Annotated in this window: 1 protein-coding gene; it reads right to left on the bottom strand. The window is 54.1% G+C overall.

Annotated elements, in window-relative coordinates:
- Window positions 1–207 precede the first annotated feature (207 nt).
- Window positions 208–881: translation initiation factor IF-2 (locus BEN47_RS01685; RefSeq protein WP_369073808.1), on the bottom strand; the 674-nt coding region annotated here is incomplete at its 5' end.

The following is an 881-nucleotide window of genomic DNA, read 5'->3' as shown; positions in this document are numbered from 1 at the left end:
GGAAGACTACCAATCCGACCAAACCTTGCTCCAACGCATTGAATACGTCCTAAAACGAGTCGGAAAAAACTATACGATTAATTTTGCGTGACTGCTTAACAACCGACAACTGGTAACTGACAACAAACAACTCCAACTCATTAAGCACGAAAAAGCCCCGTCTGCAGATGCAGACGGGGCTTTTTGCTTTCAGGCAGCGCCCTGTGCTTACAGGGTGCGCTTGATTTCCTTCTCTTCGAATCCTTCGATGTTGTCGCCTTCCTGCAACTCGTTGAAGTTCTTGATGGAGATACCGCACTCGTAGCCTTGGCGAACTTCGTTCACGTCGTCCTTGAAGCGCTTTAGGTCCTGGATTTCGCCGGTGTGCAGCACAATACCATTGCGCACCACCCGCACGCGGGTCTTGCGTTGGAACTGGCCTTCCGTCACCATACAGCCGGCAATGGAACCCACTTTGGTGATGTTGAACACCATTCGTACTTCGGCGTTGGCCGTCACCACTTCCTGCACCGTGGGGGCCAGCATGCCTTCCATGGCATCCTTCACCTCGTTGATAGCGTTGTAAATGATGCTGTACAGGCGGATGTCAATCTGCTCGTGTTCGGCCAGCTTGCGGGCACTCTGCGAGGGCCGCACCTGGAAACCGATGATGATGGCATCAGAGGCCGAAGCCAGCAGCACGTCGCTTTCCGAGATGGCGCCCACCCCTTTCGAGAGGATGTTCACCTTCACTTCCGGCGTCGAGAGCTTCAGCAGCGAGTCGGAGAGTGCTTCCACCGAACCGTCCACGTCGCCTTTCACAAGGATGTTGAGTTCCTTAAACGAACCGATAGCCAAACGGCGGCCAATTTCGTCCAGCGTGATGTGCTTCTTGGTCCGGA

Origin of the sequence: Hymenobacter lapidarius, assembly GCF_001816145.1 — a bacterium.
GTDB lineage: Bacteria > Bacteroidota > Bacteroidia > Cytophagales > Hymenobacteraceae > Hymenobacter > Hymenobacter lapidarius.
This window is presented reverse-complemented; position numbering and strand designations above follow the sequence as displayed.